Annotated in this window: 1 protein-coding gene; it reads right to left on the reverse strand. The window is 56.1% G+C overall.

The window, feature by feature from the left end; translation table 11 throughout:
• Nucleotides 1-239: DUF6093 family protein (locus tag QP381_RS08625; protein WP_285068539.1), on the reverse strand; the 239-nt coding region annotated here is incomplete at its 3' end.
• Between the last annotated feature and the right edge of the window lie 132 nt (nucleotides 240-371).

Raw genomic sequence — 371 nt, forward strand, 5'->3', positions numbered from 1 at the left:
TAGGGGACGTGCACTGAGTAGCGTTGTACTACTGCTGTGTGCCCGGCGGGGTTTGGGGTTTGCTCATAAGGCTCGTAGGTTTGCACCTTGCACTTGCCCTCGTAAACGGTGGTTTCACTAATATGCTCGCGCCCGTCTGGGCCGATGGTAGGTTCCCCCGTCCTGGTTATGCGGCAGTTGTCGACCATGAGTTTTTCTGCGGCGCGCCTACCAGAACGCACTGCCATTGAAACTGTCATGGTTTACCTCTCTTCCTGTTCCTCGCCCGGCTCGCCTCACATATGTGGGGCTTGTTGGGGTTATGGAGAATGCGCCGCCGATCGTGTTGTCGTCAGGGGTTAGCATTGCCCATTCCAGGTCTGTGATAGTTA

This window comes from Pauljensenia sp. UMB6358 (genome assembly GCF_030216865.1).
In the GTDB taxonomy this organism is placed as follows: domain Bacteria; phylum Actinomycetota; class Actinomycetes; order Actinomycetales; family Actinomycetaceae; genus Pauljensenia; species Pauljensenia turicensis_A.